This is a genomic window from Ralstonia sp. AU12-08, from assembly GCF_000442475.1.
In the GTDB taxonomy this organism is placed as follows: domain Bacteria; phylum Pseudomonadota; class Gammaproteobacteria; order Burkholderiales; family Burkholderiaceae; genus Ralstonia; species Ralstonia insidiosa.
Genome location: NZ_ASZV01000047.1, coordinates 186898 through 204138, shown reverse-complemented (window position 1 = coordinate 204138; position 17241 = coordinate 186898). Strand labels below are relative to the sequence as shown.

The 17241-nt window shown below is 66.3% G+C and carries 15 protein-coding genes and 1 tRNA gene; 1 reads left to right on the top strand and 15 read right to left on the bottom strand.

What is annotated here, in order from left to right; all coding sequences use genetic code 11:
- Positions 1–12: 12 nt before the first annotated feature.
- On the bottom strand, positions 13–570 hold the full coding sequence (locus tag C404_RS53100) for a TetR/AcrR family transcriptional regulator (protein WP_021196980.1): 558 nt from the start codon (positions 568–570) through the stop codon (positions 13–15).
- 89 nt (positions 571–659) lie between these two features.
- On the opposite strand from C404_RS53100, the gene C404_RS53095 reads away from it, so the two are divergent.
- On the top strand, positions 660–1997 hold the full coding sequence (locus tag C404_RS53095; protein ID WP_049285956.1) for a protoporphyrinogen/coproporphyrinogen oxidase: 1338 nt from the start codon (positions 660–662) through the stop codon (positions 1995–1997).
- Positions 1998–2022: 25 nt separating this feature from the next.
- On the opposite strand, the gene C404_RS53090 is transcribed toward C404_RS53095, so the two are convergent.
- The 14 genes from C404_RS53090 to C404_RS53025 all read right to left on the bottom strand — a co-directional run bounded on the left by C404_RS53090 (position 2023) and on the right by C404_RS53025 (position 17233).
- Positions 2023–2928 carry a glutamate/aspartate ABC transporter substrate-binding protein gene (locus C404_RS53090; protein WP_021196978.1) on the bottom strand — a complete coding sequence of 302 codons (906 nt, stop codon included), beginning with the start codon at positions 2926–2928 and terminating at the stop codon, positions 2023–2025.
- A gap of 84 nt (positions 2929–3012) precedes the next feature.
- Positions 3013–3855 (bottom strand): 3-keto-5-aminohexanoate cleavage protein, encoded by an 843-nt coding sequence (locus C404_RS53085; RefSeq protein ID WP_031330018.1) that lies wholly within the window; start codon positions 3853–3855, stop codon positions 3013–3015.
- Positions 3852–5207: an aspartate aminotransferase family protein gene (locus tag C404_RS53080; protein WP_021196976.1), complete on the bottom strand. Its 1356-nt coding sequence runs from the start codon at positions 5205–5207 to the stop codon at positions 3852–3854. The genes C404_RS53085 and C404_RS53080 overlap by 4 nt, the downstream gene beginning before the upstream one ends.
- A 16-nt stretch (positions 5208–5223) precedes the next feature.
- A complete protein-coding gene (locus C404_RS53075; protein WP_021196975.1) occupies positions 5224–6144 on the bottom strand; it encodes a MurR/RpiR family transcriptional regulator in 921 nt (306 codons plus the stop codon).
- Between the two features lie 182 nt (positions 6145–6326).
- Positions 6327–6632: a hypothetical protein gene (locus tag C404_RS53070; RefSeq protein ID WP_021196974.1), complete on the bottom strand. Its 306-nt coding sequence runs from the start codon at positions 6630–6632 to the stop codon at positions 6327–6329.
- 285 nt (positions 6633–6917) lie between these two features.
- Positions 6918–6993: transfer RNA gene (locus C404_RS53065), tRNA-Phe, on the bottom strand.
- A gap of 67 nt (positions 6994–7060) precedes the next feature.
- Entirely contained in the window at positions 7061–7771 is a 711-nt protein-coding gene (locus C404_RS53060; RefSeq protein WP_021196973.1) for a response regulator, read from the bottom strand.
- 36 nt (positions 7772–7807) lie between these two features.
- Positions 7808–10255, bottom strand: a complete 2448-nt coding sequence (locus C404_RS53055; protein WP_021196972.1) for a sensor histidine kinase — start codon at positions 10253–10255, stop codon at positions 7808–7810.
- On the bottom strand, positions 10252–11022 hold the full coding sequence (locus tag C404_RS53050; RefSeq protein WP_021196971.1) for a DUF4390 domain-containing protein: 771 nt from the start codon (positions 11020–11022) through the stop codon (positions 10252–10254). The genes C404_RS53055 and C404_RS53050 overlap by 4 nt, the downstream gene beginning before the upstream one ends.
- 13 nt (positions 11023–11035) lie before the next feature.
- Positions 11036–12370: a 16S rRNA (cytosine(967)-C(5))-methyltransferase RsmB gene (gene rsmB / locus C404_RS53045; RefSeq protein ID WP_021196970.1), complete on the bottom strand. Its 1335-nt coding sequence runs from the start codon at positions 12368–12370 to the stop codon at positions 11036–11038.
- 103 nt (positions 12371–12473) lie between these two features.
- Positions 12474–13334: a zinc metalloprotease HtpX gene (gene htpX / locus C404_RS53040; RefSeq protein ID WP_021196969.1), complete on the bottom strand. Its 861-nt coding sequence runs from the start codon at positions 13332–13334 to the stop codon at positions 12474–12476.
- 133 nt (positions 13335–13467) lie between these two features.
- Entirely contained in the window at positions 13468–14127 is a 660-nt protein-coding gene (locus tag C404_RS53035) for a LysE family translocator (RefSeq protein ID WP_021196968.1), read from the bottom strand.
- Between the two features lie 42 nt (positions 14128–14169).
- Positions 14170–15156: a methionyl-tRNA formyltransferase gene (gene fmt, locus C404_RS53030; protein WP_021196967.1), complete on the bottom strand. Its 987-nt coding sequence runs from the start codon at positions 15154–15156 to the stop codon at positions 14170–14172.
- A 55-nt stretch (positions 15157–15211) separates the two neighbouring features.
- Positions 15212–17233, bottom strand: coding sequence for an ArnT family glycosyltransferase (locus tag C404_RS53025; protein WP_021196966.1), 2022 nt, complete (start codon positions 17231–17233; stop codon positions 15212–15214).
- Between the last annotated feature and the right edge of the window lie 8 nt (positions 17234–17241).

Genomic DNA, 17241 nt, shown 5'->3' with positions numbered 1-17241 from the left:
ACGCAGCTCAGCTCAGCTCGGCTCGGCCAGCGCGGCCAGCCGCTGCGACATCGCAAACAACTTCAGGAAGAACGCACGGAACGCCTCGGGATCGGGGCGTGCCGTGGTTTGCTGCGCGCCGATAAAGCACAGGTGCGCGATGCGGCCCCAGAACGCCGCGTCATCCGGTGCGCCACCCTCCAGGCTGCACAGCGAGGTGGCGAAGGCCAGCCGCAGGGCATCCACACGCTGCATGGTGTCGGCCACCAGCGGCTCGCGCATCGCCCAGGCGCGGATGGCGACTTCGCGCTGCGGGTGCATTGATGCGGCGACATCGAGGTAGCGCATGAGCAGGGTCTCTGCCGTGTCGTCGGGCTGGATGAGCGAGAGGATGCTGCCGGTATAGGTGCGCTCCCACTCGGCGAGCAGGCTGCGCACGTAGTCGTCGCGGCTGGTGAAGTGGTGGTAGAACGCGCCGCGTGTCACGTTCAGGCGGCGGGCGAGGCGCTCCGCAGAAATGCCGACAGCCCCTTCGATGTCGAGCAACTCGAAACCGGCTTCGATCCAGTGCGCGCGGGTGGTCTTGGGCATGGTGGCGTCCTTGGGGCAAAAACTGACAGGCTGTGTAGGGTGTGCAGCCGGCCGCTATTGTAGGCGCCGTCATCTCCTTCTTCCTTGCCATGCGACATTTCATCGTTGTGGGTGCGGGCATTGCCGGGCTCAATGCCGCGCGCCATCTGCAGCGGGCCGGCTGCTCCGTCACCGTGCTGGAAGCGGCACGCTCGCCCGGCGGGCGCATCCGCAGCGTGCCCTTCCACGGCCAGACCATCGAGTGCGGCGCGCAGTTCGTGTCATCGCGCTACCGCTACGTGCTGCCATTGCTGCAGGAAGCTGGGCTGGCCTCGCGCCTGCGCAAGACTTCGGCGGTGGCGGCCATGCAGCGCGGGCCGGTGTTCCATGCGGTGCACAGCAAGCGCCCATGGACGCTCGGCACCAGCGGCCAGCTCACCTGGGGCGAGACCTGGCAGATGCTGCGCGGCGGCCTGGCCACCGCGCGCGAGGTGCGCGGTGTCGATCCCAGCCACTACGCCAGCCTTGCCGCGCTGGACGACGAGGATGCGCAGGCCTGGAGCACCCGCGTGTTCGGCGAGGCTGCCGCGCGCTACTTCTTCGAGCCGATGGTCCACGGTCTGTACTTTCATCGGCTGGCCGGCACGTCACGCGCGCTGCTGGGTGCGCTCACGGCCTTCAACGGTGCTGACACGCTGACCGTCGATGACGGTTGGCAAGCCTTGCCACGTGCGATGGCCTCGGCGCTCGATGTGCGTTACGGCGCGAATGTGGAGCAGGTCAGAGAAACGCTCGACGGCGTGCGCGTGTGTGTGAACGGAGAGTGGCTCGACGCCGATGGCGTTGTGCTTGCTGCGCCGGCACACATCGCGCGTGCATGGCTGCCACAACCCACGCTTGGAGAATCTGCCGTGCTGGATGCGCGCTACGCACCGAGCGTGCATGTGGCGCTGGGGCTCCCGCCGTCCTGGTCGGCGCCCAAGGTGTTCCAGCCGGTGTATGGCGCGCTGTTTGCGCCGGTGGAGGGCAGTCCGCTTGCCGCACTCACGTTTCAGCAGGGGAAGACGCCCGGCGATGGTCCGATCGTCTGCGCGATGCTGGGCGAGCAGGCGGCGGCAAAGGTCGGGCACTTGAGCGATACAGCGCTGGTGCGCTTTGTCGTGGAGGCGATGGCCGCGCACCTGCCTGGCATCGACCGGGCTGCGGTATCGACACACCTGCAGCGCTGGGAGGTGGCCGAGCCGCGCTCACCCGTGGGCCGCGCACGTGCAGTGGCGGCATATCGCAACACGCTCGGGCGCGATCGTCGTGTGGTTCTGGCGGGGGACTACCTCGGCAGCCCCTGGACGGATGGCGCCGCAGAAACCGGCCACTGGGCCGCACAGCATTTGCTGGCGGCCCGCATGCAGCGGCCGGATCACGCTGCACTTGCGCGGGCCGTTGCCTGAGCGGACCTGATGTCGGCCTGTCCGCTTACTCGAACGGCGTGTCGTTCGGATTGGCGTACAGCGCCTTCAACGGATCGCTCATCTTGAAGTTGAAGTTCAGGCTCTTGGGCGGCACCGGACTCTCGAACCACTTGGCGTAGAGCGTAGTGATCTCGCCGCTCTTCATGACGCTGGTGAGCGTGTCGTCCACCAGCTTCTTGAACGGCGGATCATCCTTGCGCAGCATGAAGCCATACGCCTCGAACGATTGCGGCGTGCCGGTCACGACCCAGTCGGTGGGCTTCTGCGCGAGGGTGCGTGCGCCGGCCAGCAGCACGTCGTCCATCATGAACGCCGCCACGCGGCCGCTTTGCAGCGTGAGGAAGGATTCGCCATAGTCCTTGCCACTGATGACGTTCATGTTCATCTTCTTCTCGTCGTTCATCTTGCGCAGGATGCGCTCCGACGTGGTGCCCGCATTGGTGATGACCGACTTGCCTGCCAGGTCCGGGAAATCCTTCACGCCCGAGTTCACGCCCGTCAGCAGGCGCGTACCCGCGATGAAGAAGGTGGTCGAGAACGCCGTCTGTTGCTCGCGCGATTTCAGATGCGTGGTCACGCCGCACTCCAGATCCACCGAGCCGTTCTGCACGAGTGACGTGCGGTTCTGCGAGGTGACCGGAATCTGCTGCACCTGCAGGTTGGGCTTGCCCGTCTTCTGCTTGACCGCGTCGATCACGCGTGTGCACAGGTCCGCCGAGAAACCGATGATCTTGTTCTGGCTGTCGCGGTACGAAAACGGAATCGACGATTCGCGCACGCCGATCAGGATGGTGTTGCTGTCCTGGATCTTCTTGAGCGTGCCGTCGAGTGCCTGCGCCTGTGCGCCAACGGCGGACAGGGCGGCCAGCGCCAGCGGGATGGACCGGATACACCGGGTGGTCAAACGCATGCTTCCTCCAATGGTTGAGTGACGCGGCCTTGTGTATTGCGGCCGTCTGGTCGGTGGCTTCGTGGTGATGAATGCGAAAGAGACCTAGCGGCCGAACCAGGCGCGCAGTTCCGCCGCGCTGGCCAGCGGGCGATGCAGTGCGTCGAGGTGGCCTCGCAGGTTGGTGATGAGTGCCGCGTTGTCGGGCGCGGTGCTGCCGTCGGGCAGCATCATGTTGTTCTCGAAGCCCAGGCGGGCGTGGCCGCCGAGCAGGGCTGCGGTGAGCGCGCACTCGGCTTCGCGCGGGCCGAATGCACACATCGCCCACGGCACGTTGGACGTGACCGCGCCGCCATCGGCCCAGGCTTGCAGGAACGGCAGCAGGTCCGACGGATTCGAGCGCTGCCCCGCCGAGTAGCGGCCGAGCACGAACAGCACCCAATGCGGTGTATCAGGCAACACACCGCGCGCACGCAGGTCGCGGTAGCGCACCACGTCATCGGCGGAATACAGGATGTACTGGATGGCCGTGCGCGCCGCGGCAAGCTCGCCAAAGAAGCGCGCGGCTTCCGCCTCGTGCGCAGTATCCGGAACCAGTTCGCGCAGCGCGGCGGAGATGGCCTCCGGCTGTAAGGCCCGCACCGATGCCATTTGTTGTTCCGGCGTGTAGATGCCGACCGCTTCCGTGGTGATCTGGAGGACCAGTGCATCGCCCACGGCCTGCTGCACGGCGGCGATGGCCGGGCGGTAGTGGTCGGGTTCCAGGCTGTGCGTGCCATCGGGGCGGCGCACATGCAGATGCAGCATTGCGGCGCCGGCCTCGACGCACTGACGTGCGCAGTCGGCCAGCTCGTCGGGCGTGATCGGCAGCGCGGGGTGATCGACGTGCGTCTTGCGCGCGCCATTGGGCGCAACGGCGATGGCGATGGGCTGGTTGGCTTGGTTCACCACACGGCCTCCGGTGCGTGGGCGGTGGCGGCATCCACGGCGTCGCCCAGGCGTTCGACGATGGCGTCGATGTCCTGCGCGGTGGCGATGAACGGCGGCGCGAGCAGGATATGGTCGCCACGCTGGCCGTCGATCGTGCCGCCCATCGGATAGACCATCAGGCCGCGCTGCATGGCTTCAGCCTTCACGCGTGCGTGCGTTTTGTGCGCAGGTGGCAGCGGTGCCTTGGTGGCACGGTCGGCAACAAGCTCCACGCCAACGAACAGCCCGCGGCCACGCACATCGCCCACGTGTGCATGGTCGGCAAAGCGGGCGCGCAATGCGGTGCGCAGTTGTTCGCCGCGCCCCCGCACGTTGGCAAGCAGGTTCTCTTCGGCAATCACCTTCTGCACTTCCAGTGCAGCTGCACACGCGGTGGCGTGGCCGATGTAGGTGTGACCGTGCTGGAAGAAGCCGCTGCCCCGCGTGATGGCGTCATAGATGCGGCGGCTCACCAACGTCGCGCCGATCGGCTGATACCCGCCGCCCAGGCCCTTGGCAATGGCAACCATGTCGGGCACCACGTCATCTTCTTCGTAGGCAAAGAGCGTGCCCGTGCGGCCCATGCCGGACATCACCTCATCCAGCAGCAACAGCACGCCGTGACGGTCACACACCGAGCGGATGCGGCGGAAGTAGTCAGCCACCGGCGGCACCGCGCCGGCCGTGGCACCGACCACCGTCTCGGCGACAAACGCGGCGACGTTTTCAGCGCCAAGCTCGACAATCTTCGCGTCCAGTTCATCTGCCAGACGCTGCACGTATTGCGCGTCGGTCTCGCCATCCAGGCGCTCGCGGTAGGCGAAGCACGGCGAGACGTGATGCGCGGGCACCAGCAGGGGCAGGAAGGGCTCCCGCCGCCACGCGTTGCCGCCAATCGCCAGCGCGCCGAGCGTGTTGCCGTGATAGCTCTGGCGACGCGCGATGAAGAGCTGGCGCTGCGGCTGGCCGATCTCGACGAAGTATTGGCGCGCGAGTTTCAGTGCGGCCTCGATGGCTTCCGAGCCGCCGGAGACGAAGTACACGTGATCGAGATCGCCCGGTGCTGCGGCGGTCAGGCGTGCGGCCAACTCCTCCGCCACATCTGTCGTGAAGAACGACGTATGTGCGTAGGCCAGCGCGCGCACCTGCTTGCAGATGGCCTCGACCACACGCGGATGTCCGTGGCCGAGGCACGAGACGGCCGCACCGCCGCAGGCATCCAGGTAACGCTTGCCGTCGGAGTCGATGAGGGTCATGCCCTCGCCGCCGACGGCGGTGGGCAGCGTCTTGCGCGGGTCGCGGTGGAAGACGGCAGTCGTGGACGGTGTCATGGTCGGTCGGGGAGTGTCAGCGTTGGGTGGGGACGACGGGCGCGGGATGGGCAATAGCCGCTTCACTGCGGCGGGCGCTGCGGACGTAAGCTTGTTGCTGTTTCAGTTGGGCATCGCTGTCGGCCAGGTGGGCGAGCGCGGTGGGGCCGGCGCGGCGGAACCACGTCATCAGCAGCGCATCGAGCAGCGCCAGCGGCGCGGCCAGCGAATGGAAGAACGACGGGATCGCCACGGGCGCAACGAGCTGCTGCCACGCCAGCTCGGCACCGGGCGCGATCGCGCTGTCGGTCACATAGACGAGGCGTGCGCCGCGGGCATGCGCGTACTGCATCGCCTCGATCACTTCGCGCGTGTACGGGTCGAACGTGACGGCGATGACGACATCGCCCTCCCCGCAAAAACGCAGCGGATCGGCCAGCGTGTTGCCTGCGCCGCTGCACAGCGTGACCTTGTCGTCGAACAGCTGTGCGGCATAGCCAAATGCGTGCGTGAGCGCGAGGCAGCTGCGCGCGCCGAGCAGATAGACGCGGCGCGCGGCACACAATGCGTCGGCGGCAGCTTCTAGCGCAACCAGATTGGTCGGAGAGAACGCCGATTGCACGTGCGCGCCGATGGCGGTGCCGATGCGCTCGGCATCTGACGCACCCGCCGCATCGGTACCCTGTAACGTGCTGGCCCGGCCGGCAAAGCCGTCCGCCTGCTGGCGCAGGTGATTCACGCAGATGTCGCGCAGCGCTGCAAAGTCTTCAAAACCCAGCGCCCGTGCAAGGCGCGAGAACGTAGCCGGCGGCAGGTCGCAGCGCCGCGCCAGATCGCGCATGGAAAGCAGCGCGATGTCGTGCTGGTGGGTTTCCAGCAGCATGGCGGCACGCTGCAACTGTGGCGACAGATCTGCTGCGCGGTCGCGCAACGTCTGCATGAGCCCTTCGAACGTCATCGAGATCGCGATATTTGATTCAACTGTTTCGTAAACTACTGAATTGAAACAAGTGAGTCAATATCGGGATCACCCCGGGGTGGCCCAGAAAGCAAAACGGCCGCATCCAGGAAGGTGCGGCCGTGGCGGGCAAACAAAAACGGAGGCCGAAGCCCCCGTCTAGGGTGTGACGTGCGGGATGCTCAGGCGGTCGGAGCGTCCAGCTGCTCCATGCGGAACTGGAAGAATCCCGCAGCAATGAGACCCAGCAGGCTCACCGCCATGAACGAACAGGCCAGGGTCATGACTGCCGCCAGCGGGGTCACGCCGTTCAGGATCGGCGTGTGCATCAGGGCCGACAGATTGCCGCCCACCCACATGGTCGCGATCAGCGCCATCAGGCACGTCAGCGCTGCGGCATTGCGCAACCACGTCAACCGCGTCTTGCGGCTGATGCCGTCGAAAGCGTGGAAATGGAAGTGGTGGTGACCGGTGCCAACGAGTGCCATGGAGAATCTCCTTGTGCTTGCCGTTTGATAGCGTTGAGTCACTATACCGAGACCTGCGACAGTTTGGCGCAGTTTTCGGCGCTAGGTATACCCTAAGCTGCGGCGCGTCAAGAGGTTCTGGGACAATTTTTGTGTCTGCGACGTTCCGCCACAGATCGGCGACTGGCGCGGCGCTCCGGCAACTGGAGGCGTCAGGAAGACGAGGCCGGAAATGAAAAAAGACCTCGCGAGGAGGTCTTTTTTGTTGCTCCGCAGAATTGATACACCTTGCGGAACGAAGAATTTTGGTGGCCTGGGGCGGAATCGAACCACCGACACGCGGATTTTCAATCCGCTGCTCTACCAACTGAGCTACCGGGCCAGAACAGAAAGGCGAGTATGGCAGGGTTTGCCCCCTGTCGTCAAGCCCTGTTGAAAAAGAGATTGGATCAGACTGTCGGCTCGCCCTTGTTGCGCGAGAGCTCGACGCCCAATTGCTTGAGCTTGCGGTACAGGTGCGTGCGCTCCAAGCCGGTTTTCTCGGCCACACGGGTCATGCTGCCGCCCTCGCGCTGCAGGTGGTATTCGAAGTAGGCGCGCTCGAACAGGTCGCGTGCTTCGCGCAGCGGCATGTCGAACGAGAATTGCATGCCGCCGCCCTCGACCGTGCGGACCGGTGCGCCGTTGATGTCGGTGCGGTCGATCGTGGCAGGTGCCCCCGCAATGGCCGCATTCGGTGCCGCGCCTGCGCCTGCAGCCGGTGCCGCCAGCGGTGCCGCTGCGCGCGGCTTCTCCTTGCTGCGGGACAGCCCCTGCTCCACTGCGCTCAGCAGCTTTTGCAGCGCGATGGGCTTCTCCAGGAAATTCAGTGCGCCGATCTTGGTTGCTTCCACGGCGGTGTCGATGGTCGCATGGCCCGACATCATGATGACGGGCATGGTCAGCAGGCCCTGCGATGCCCATTCCTTGAGCAGCGTGACGCCGTCGGTATCCGGCATCCAGATATCGAGCAGGACGAGGTCGGGGGTTCCGTTCGCGCGGTGTTCACGCGCGCGCTGCGCGTTCTCGGCGACTTCGACAACGTGCCCTTCGTCTCCGAGAATTTCGGAGAGCAACTCCCGGATACCCATTTCGTCGTCGACAACGAGGATGGTGGCCATGCTTTTCCTCTATGTGCGGCGGGATTGCCGTCCGCGTCAGGCAAGTTTTACGAACAGTATGGAAACCTGGGCGCCGACGGTGTCGGTGCCCGTTTGACCCGATTGGCCGTTGCGCAATTCGATGCGCGCCCCGTGCTCGTCCATGATCTTCTTCACCATGGCCAAGCCCAATCCTGTGCCCTTGGCTTTGGTCGTGACGTACGGCTCGAAGGCGCGGTTGAGGATGCGGGATGAAAATCCGCCGCCGTTGTCCGCGATCGCAAGCCGCACGGCCTGCCGCCGCGCGCCCGAGGCGTCGTCGTATTCTACCGTGTCAGTTTGCAACATGACATGTGCGGCAGGTCTTCCGGCGCTTTCGTTCTCGGCCACGGCGTCCTGCGCGTTCTGCAGCAGGTTGTGGATGACCTGGCGCAGCTGGGTCGGGTCGCCCTTGATCAACGGCAATCCCTCGCCCAACTTGACCTCGATGACGGGGTGATCGTGCTGGCTAGGGTGATCGATGCCGTACAGGTGCAGCACCTCAGAGGCGAGCGCGTTGAGGTCCAGTTCCTGTAGTACAGCGGGCGGTGTGCGCGCGTAGTCGCGGAAGTCGTCCACCATGCGCTTCATCGCCGCGACCTGGTTGACGATGGTGGTGGCGCCACGGCGCAGCACCTCCGCATCGGCGTCGGACAGCTTGGGCGAGAGCTTCATCTCCAGGCGCTCGGCCGACAGCTGGATGGGCGTGAGCGGGTTTTTGATTTCGTGCGCGAGACGGCGCGCGACTTCACCCCATGCCACCGAACGCTGCGCCGAGATCACGTCAGAGATGTCGTCGAACACCACCACGTAACCGCGCTCCGTGCCGTGCGCACCCACTGACGGCCCCGGCAGGCGCGTGCCGCGCACCAGCAGCGTGAGTGGCTCATCTTCGTCTTCGAGCGGAATTTCGACCTGTTTCTGCCAGTGGGCTGCAGCACCGCCGGCTGCGGCACTGGCGTCTTGCTCTGCGAAAGCCTGCTCGACCACTTGATCAAAGGCCGACAGCGGCACGATGCTGGCCAGCCCCTGCCCGACCCACGCGCCGAATGGCTGCTTGAAGATGCGCTCGGCACCCGGGTTGGCAGTCAGCAGGACAAAGCGATGGTCGAACACGAAGACGCCTGCGGTCAGGTTGGTCAGCACGCTTTCAAGATAGGCTTTCGATTGCTCGAGTGCTGCACGGTTCTGCTCAACGGCGCGGCGCGCGTCGGCAAGCTGGCGCGTCATCTGGCTGAACTGCTGCGTCAATACGCCGAGCTCGTCGCGCGTGTGCAGTTCACGTTTGGGTGAGAGATCGCCCTCGGCCACCTCGCGCGTGCCCTGCAGCAGCATCAGCAGTGGTCGTGCCAACTGCGCGCCCAGCAGCAATGCCAGCATCACCGCGATGAACACCGCGAGGAACAGCGTGAGCGTGAGCGTGCCGATGTACATCTTGCGCAGGCCGGTGCGGCCGAGCGCTTTCTCCTGGTATTCCTGATACGCACGCTGGACCGCGTCCGCATTACGGGCGAGCGCCTGCGGCACCGGCTGTATGAGCTGCAGGAAGCGCTCTTCGCGGCCGGTTTCGCCCGTCAGGCCAAAGCCGCGTGAGACGCCCCCGTTGCCGTCTTCCGAGCGGCGGTCGGCCAGCAGGCCGGTGCCGGCCCACTTGCGCGCCGGTGAGCTTGCGCCGAGTGTGGGCTCCTCGCGCGAGGTCGTGCCCAGTGCCACCACCACGCGCAGTTGGTAGAGATCGTTGTGACGGTTGTTGCTGCGTGTGGAGGGCGTGGGGCCGGTGTCGCCTTCGGTGTCGCTGCCGCCTTCGAGGCTGGCGTAGCCGCCGGGTGCGCGCGCCTGTTCGAGGATGGCTTGGTCGGGCAGGCTCGGCACGAGCGTGTCGTAGGTGCTCGATGCGGTGGCGACCACGCGGCCGTTGGCGGTGAAGATGGTCGCTTCCTGCACGCCGAACTGTTCGCGCAGGCGGTTGAGCGTGATGGCGGTGGCCGAGGCCGAGCCGTCGCCCACCTGTTCGGCAATCAGGCGGCCCTTGTTCTGCAGGTCGGCCAGCGACGCATCCATGGTCGTGCGGCCGAGGTTCAGCCCCGCCTCCAGCGCCGATTCGACCTTCACGTCGAACCATGACTCGATGCTGCGCGAGACGAACTGCAGCGACACCAGATAGATCAGCACGCCCGGCAGCACGCCCACCACGCCGAAGAACACGGCGAGCTTGGTCATCAACCGCGTGCCGAACTTGCCGCGCCGCGCGCGCAGCGCCAACGCCAGCATCAACCCGCCGATGATCACCACCAGCAGCACGCCAATGACGAGGTTGACCTTGTAGAGCAGCGTGAAATACCGGTCGAAGAATTCGGTGTTGGCCGAGGCGGCGGCCAACAGCCCCACCAGCACAATCGCCAGAAAGACGATGGTGCCCGCCACCACCTGATATAGCAGGCGCTTGTAACTGCGGTCGAAGATCATTTGGCGGGCGCCAGCAACGAACCTGCGTTGCCGGGGCCGGCGCTCATGCCCCAGCCCGGATTGAGCGACAAGCCCGGCGCAGGCGTTGACGAGGCGGGTGCGCTGGCCGCGGGTGCTGAGACCGACGGTGCAGGCTGTGGTGCCGACGGGGGCGATGCAGGTTCGCTCGGCACCAGGAAGCCGAACTGCTTCCATTCGGAAGCGAGGTTCCAGTCGCGCGTATTGACGGCGTTGATCTGGAACGGCTTGGGCAACTGCGTCACGTCCAGGCGCATGCGTACTTGGGCCTGCACGGTCTCACCGGTCTTGACGGCGCCACGTTCGAATACACGCCAGCCGCGCACGTGCTGCATGAAGTCGACCGCGTCTTTCAGGCGCGAGAACGGCACTTGCAGGCCACCGGTCGATACCCGGTACTGGCGCGTCAGCGGATGGTAGGACAGGCGCACCACGCGCGTGGCACTGACGGCATGGTCATCGAACCAGTACCAGCGCGGGCGGATCAGCTCGAACTCGACAAGAAAATACAGCGCGATGCCTTTGTTGACCGCATCTTCGAGGTTGCTGGGCAGATCGAAGTCGAAATCGGCGGTGAGGTTCCAGCCGCCGTCGGCGTATTCCAGCTGGGCGCGGTTGACTTCGATGGTTTGTGCGGACGGCGCTGTCGGCCACAACAGGCACAGCATGCCCAATACGACAAGCCGGTGCAGCATCTGCCGGAATCGGGCGGGCAGCAGCTGGAGCGATGGGCGGAGGAAGACAGTCACAACGGTCGTCGCATCAGGGCCGTTTCTGGAACACCGCGTAAAAGAAGCCGTCGTGGTCGAGCGGCAGTGGCGAGACACCCGGGATGAAACCGCCGGTCGGTGCCGCGTCGGGCAACAACTCGGGCAGCAACTGGCCGGGCGCGTGCAATCGTATCGCATCTTCGAGATGGCTTTCAAACCATCGGGCCTGCGCTTCACCTTCCGTCGGGAAAATCGAACACGTGACATAAACCAACTTGCCACCGGGCGCGAGGCATGCCCAGAGGGCGCGCACGATGTCGCGCTGCAAGGCGGCCAATGCCTTGAGATCGGCCAGGCGGCGCAGCCAGCGGATGTCCGGGTGGCGCCGCACGATACCAGCGGCCGAGCACGGTACGTCGGCGAGGATGCGGTCGAACGGGCGGCCGTCCCACCAAGTGCCGGGCTGGGCGGCGTCGCCCACGCAAACGGTGGCGGTTTGGGATAGGCGTGCGAGATTCTCGTTGATGCGCACCGCGCGTGCGGCGTCGGATTCGAGCGCTGTTACGTCCAGGTCGTCAGCCAGTTCCAGCAGATGGCCGGTCTTGCCACCGGGCGCGGCACAGGCGTCCAGCACACGCTGGCCCGGTGCCACGTCGAGCAGGATTGCAGCCAGTTGCGCGCCGGCGTCCTGCACGGAGACGTCCCCTTCGGCAAAGCCGGGGAGTTCGGCGACCGGTACGGCGCGCGCGAGGCGCACGGCCTGCTCGCCGATGCGTTCGGCGTCGATGCCGGCCTCGGCCAGTTGAGCAAGGTAGTCATCCACGGCAACACGGCGCGGGTTCACGCGCAACACCATCGGCGGGCGGCGGTTGCCGGCGGCCAGGATGCCTTGCCAGGTGTCGGGATAGGCGCTGCGCACGGCGTCGATCCACCATTGCGGATAGTTGGTGGTGGCCACCGGGTCAGCCTGCATGGCGGCGACGAGTTCACCTTGTTCGCGCAGGAAACGCCGTAGCACGCCATTGATCATGCCCTTGCCGTGCGCGAGCTTCGGGTCGGCCGAGGCGGCCCGCACGGTCTGGTCAACCACAGTGAACGGCGTGTACGGCGGCGGCGCATCCAGCAATTGCGCCAGCGCGACGCACAGCAGGTTTGCAGCGCTTTCGGCGGGCGGGCGCGGGATCAGCGTGCGGATCAGCCAGTCCGTGCTGCCGAGCCAGCGTGTCGCGCGGTAGGCGAGATCCTGCACGGCGCCGCGCACCGGAGCCGGCTGGCCCTGGCAGGCGGCATCAATGGCCTGGGGCAATGCCGTGCCCTGCCGCAGCTTGCCCAGTACAACGGCGGCAAGCGATAAGGCATGGGCGAGAGAATCGGGCGGCAGGCGCATTGGGCAGCAGAAAATCAGGCGGGAGAAAAGCAACGAGCCCGCGATGGGCGGGCTCGTGCGGACGGTGAAAGTATAAAGGATGCGCCTGATCGGGCCGCCTCTTTTACGTCGGATACTGCCCAGTCTGCGCCATCTGCATCAGGCGCGCGATGCGCTCTTCCGTGGCCGGGTGCGTGCTGAACAGGTTGGCCAGGCCGCCGCCGTGCAGTGGGTTCATGATCATCATCTGCGCGGTAGCCGGGTGGGCCTCGGCAGCGGCAAACGGGATGCCGGCGGCATAGCGGTGGATCTTGTCCAGCGCCGACGCCAATGCTTGCGGGTCGCCGCTGATCGTAGCGCCGCCACGGTCGGCTTCAAATTCGCGCGCGCGGGAAATCGCCATCTGGATCATCGCCGCTGCCAGCGGGGCGAGAATCGCCACGGCAATCCCGGCGATCGGGTTGGCCGGACGCCCTTCGCTGTCGCGCCCACCGAAGAACACCGCAAAGTTGGCCAGCGCCGAGATCGCACCAGCCATGGTGGCCGAGATGGTCGAGATCAGGATGTCGCGGTGCTGCACGTGCGCCAGTTCGTGCGCCATCACACCGCGCAGTTCGCGCTCGGAGAGGATGTTGAGGATGCCGGTGGTGGCGGCCACCGCGGCATGCTCCGGGTCGCGGCCGGTGGCGAAGGCGTTGGGCTGGGCTTCGTCGATCAGATACACGCGCGGCATCGGCAACTGCGCACGCGTGGCCAGCTCGCGCACCATGCGGTAGAACTGCGGCGCGCTGGTCTCGGTGACTTCCTGCGCGTTGTACATGCGCAGGACCATCTTGTCGGAGAACCAGTATGAGAAGAAATTCATGCCCAGCGCGAACAGCAGCGCCAGCATCATCCCGCTGCGTCCGCCGATCATGCCGCCGATGACGATGAACAGCGCGGTGATCGCTGCCATCAGCATGAAGGTCTTGATCCAGTTGAACATGGGGGCGTGGCTCCTGTGGGTCTAGGGTGTCCTGGCAGGGGCGCAGGACGGTTTCTCGAGTCTCTTAGATCGCGATAATCGCTGAAAATTCAAGGATTTGCGCGATATTTCGCCGCAGATGATGCTTGACGCATCAACGGGTGGCGAACGCCAGCCGCGCACCGAGCCCGATGAAGGCCGTGCCGACCACGCGATCGAGCCAGCGCTTGATACCCGGCTTGCCCGCCACGCGCCGTGTGACGCTGGCGGCCACCCACGCCACCATGCTGTTCCACACCGTCGACATGGCGATGAACACCACGCCCAGCGCCAGGAACGCCGCCGCCTTGTGGCTGGCATGCGGATCGACGAACTGCGGGAAGAACGACAGGAAGAACAGCACCACCTTCGGGTTCAGCACATTGGTGAGAAAGCCCTGCATGAACAGCGCCTTGAGCGGGCGCGGGCGCTTGGCTGCCGCTGCCTGCGCGGAGGTCTCGGCGGGCGCGTCGTCGCGTTCGGGCGGCGCCAGCAGCATGCGCCCGCCCAGGTAGATCAGGTAGGCCGCCCCCACCACCTTGATGACCGTGAAGGCCGCGGTGGAGGCCGCCAGTAGCGCCGTCAGCCCGAAGGCCACCGCCAGCACGTGCACACAACACCCGGCGGACACGCCCAGGGCCGACAGCAGCCCGGCCACACGCCCCTGCGACACACTGCGCCCGACGATGTAGGCCGTGTCCGGCCCCGGCGTCACATTCAGCAGGAACACCGCCAGCACGAAGAGCGGCAGGTTGATGATGCCCAGCGTGGTCATGGCGAGGTCCTCTCTCTACATAGACAGGGGTGATGCGAAGGCTTAAGCGCGTGAGGCGAAGCGCTGGCCAGGCTGGATCGCCAGGCCCTGCAGGAATTCGCGCGCGGGCAGGCGCTTGCCGCCCGGCTTTTGCAACTGTGTCACGCGCAGCGCGCCGGCGCCACAGGCAATCGTTACGCCGTCGGCGTTGGCGGCGAGCACCGTGCCGGGGTCGGCATCGGCCGGCCGGTCAGCCAGCGCCTCGGCTTGCCAGAATTTGATCGTCACGCCATCGAGCGTGGCCGACGCACCCGGAAACGGATTGAACGCATGCACCTGGCGCAGCAGCGCGGCAGACTGGCGCGACCAATCGAGCGCGGCTTCGTCCTTGGCGATCTTCTCGGCGTAGGTCACGCCTTCTGCCGGTTGCGGTGTAGCGGGCAGCTTCCGGCCGTCCTGCGCCAGCCTGGTCAGCGCCTCCACCACCATGCGCCCACCGAGCGCGGCCAGCGTGTCGTGCAGCGTGCCCGTGGTATCGGCCAGGCCGATGGGCGCGCGCTCCATGCTGATCATGTCGCCGGTGTCGAGGCCCGCATCCATTTGCATGAGCGTGATGCCCGATTCGGCGTCACCAGCCTCAATGGCGCGGTGGATGGGCGCGGCACCACGCCAGCGCGGCAGCAGCGAGGCGTGGATATTGATGCAGCCAAAGCGTGGCAGGTCCAGCACTTCCTGCGGCAGGATCAGGCCGTAGGCGGCCACCACCATCACGTCAGGACGCTGCGCGGCCAGTGCATCAATGGCTTCCGCGGCTTCCTGCGGATACTTGCCCGTGCGGCGCAGCGACGGCGGCTGCAGGATCGGCTCGAACCCATGCGACACCGCGTACTGCTTGACGGGGCTCGCCTGCAACTGCATGCCGCGCCCGGCCGGACGGTCCGGCTGGCTCAGCACGGCAACGATCGGGAAGCCGGCCTGGTGGATCGCCGCCAGGGCGATCTGCGCAAATTCTGGTGTGCCGGCAAACGCTACGCGAAGGGTGGACGTCATGGAGCAGGGAGCGGAAAAGGAAAGTGCGCTACACGCCAAGCGTAGCGCATTGGACTTAACGACCGCGATGCGGCGTGTCGGTCAGCGGGACGATGGGTTCGGGTGCGGGCAGCGTCTCGGATACGCCATTGCTGCGCCGCTGGAACAGCGAGAAGGTTTCGTTGGTGTCGCCGGGGCGGCTGCCGCGCCACACCATTTCCCAGTTATCGCCTTGCGGACGGCGTCGGTTGTGCTCCGGCCTTTTTTCGAGCACCAGCATGAGGTCGCACGTGCGTGCGGTCGGGTTGGGGCGAAGGTCGTCGCCCGCACCGCTGTGGCCAAGCAACCATTTGACCGGGCGCACGCCGGTTTCGTAGTGCATCAACGCGCGTTCGCTCTCGCCCATGCCGCGCGTGGCCACGCAGATCTGCGCGGATTCGAGTACGGGTTTGATCGCCTGGAACAAGGGGCGGTAGCTGCGCGCATCGTCCACCCAAGGCATCAGCAGTGTGCCGAGCAGGCCCCACACCATGCCAAGACCTGCTGCCCACGCCACCACGCCCGAGCGCGCCGGGCGCAGCCACACGCAGACAATCCACAGCACGGTCATGCCGGCCGCCGCCAGCACGGCCACCGGGTGGAGCAGCATGTCGTAAGGCAGCGGCAATACGCGGCCCAGCACCTTGGCCAACCAGCCCGGTAGCGACTGTCCACCGTTCGTCACGAGCGTTGCCCATACGGCCCAGACCACCATCCCCAGCACGCCGAACAGCGTGACCGATACCACCCAGGCGCGCGTGCGCCAAGCGGGTGGAATCAGCAACAGCATCGGCGCACCCAGCAGAACGAGTGCCGGTTGCAGCGGCATCAGATACACGTCGCGCAGCACGGCCGAGCGCAGCACCACTGCAATCGTCACGAGCACGAACAGCGCCACCACCAGGTGCCCCTGATACGGCAGCAGCCAGGCTGCCCGTGCACCACGTCCGCGTTGGCGCACCAGCTTGTAGAGCGAGATTCCCAGCACCGCCAGTGCCGGCCACACCGCCGGCGTGCCGGTCAGCAGGATCGAGCGAATGGTGGTGACGAGCGATCCTTTTTCACCGCCCAGGTGCGAGAACCCGAAGAAGCGGCCCAGGTTGTTGACCCAGAACCACTCGATGAACAGGTCTGGCGATTCGTGCCAGAAGATGGCCGGCCAGATCACCAGCCAAGGCAGCGCGGCCAGCAGCGACAACCCATAGAAGCGCCATGCCTGGCGATTGCGGAAGTCCGGCAGCAGCACCATTGCCGCCAGCAGGGTCAGCCCGAACAGGCCTGGCACCAGGACGCCTTTGCCGAGGAACGCCACGCCGGCACCCGTGCCGAACCACAGGGCCGGGCGCAGCACATCAACGCCATGTACGCCGCCCGCTTCGCTCGCCTTCACATAGCGCACCAGGCCATACAGCGCGATGGCGGTGCCGGCCAGTTGTGGCACGTCGGCAATGAATTTGTGGACATGCTCAACCAGCCCGATACAGCCGGCAAACAGCAACAGCGCGCCCAGCGCGTAGTCACGGAACGCTGCGCCGCCGGCATCCTGCCCCGCGATGCGGCGTTCGGCCAGCGTCGGACCGGGGCGCCCACGTGCCAGTTGTGCCCCGACGCGCATGCGCCAGTCACGGGCCTCGCCGCGTAGCAGGCGCGCTGTGCGCCAGACCGCCAGGCAGGTCAGCGCCATCCAGAACAGCACGGCCAGTCGCACCGCTTCGTGCGGCGGCAGGTCGGGCACGGCCAGCGCGGCCAGTGCGCCGGTCCAGTACATCAGCGGGGGTTTCTCGACGAAGGGCTCAAAGGCGACGTTGGGGATCACCCAGTCGCCGCGCTCGATGATGTTAAGCACCACGCCGAACGAGTACGGCTCGTCGGCTTTCCAGGGCGCGCGCCAGAACGTGCCCGCCACAAAGTACGCGCACACCATCAGCACGACGATCACGCGCCAGTGCCGCACCAGCACGGCGGTGAGGCTGCGTGTGCGCGTGGCCGGGCCTGCGTCGGCGGGTACGGTCGACATCAGTGGGAGGGGGTGGGCACGCGCGTTCGCGTCGGGCGGCATGAACGCGG